This is a genomic window from Rhodococcus sp. BUPNP1, assembly GCF_002215235.1.
GTDB lineage: Bacteria > Actinomycetota > Actinomycetes > Mycobacteriales > Mycobacteriaceae > Rhodococcus.
The window spans coordinates 1-253 of sequence record NZ_NERM01000082.1 but is presented as its reverse complement, the minus strand read 5'-3'; the positions used below and the strand labels follow the sequence as shown (position 1 = coordinate 253).

At 69.6% G+C, this 253-nt stretch carries 1 pseudogene; it reads left to right on the top strand.

Going from position 1 to position 253, the window contains the following annotated elements:
- A pseudogene (locus tag B9C99_RS25500) lies at positions 1-241 on the top strand (hypothetical protein); the annotation flags it as partial.
- Positions 242-253: the final 12 nt, after the last annotated feature.

Sequence of the window (253 nt, the reverse complement as noted above, 5' to 3'; positions counted from 1 at the left end):
CTACGCGTCGGCCTCGATCCTCGCGGTCGGGGCAGGTCCCGGCGAATCCACCGCCCGGTTCGTCGCTCTCGATGCGGCCCTGACGGAAGGGATCGACGACACCCGCACCGAACTGCGCGACAACGAGTTCCGCGCCTCCCGCACCCTCGCCGGCCTCGCACCGATGTCGGTGGTGCTGCTGACGGTGGCGCTGGTCGGCGTGTGGGTCGGTCTCCGGCCCCGATTGAAGGAGTACCAGTGAGAAAGCGCGTTC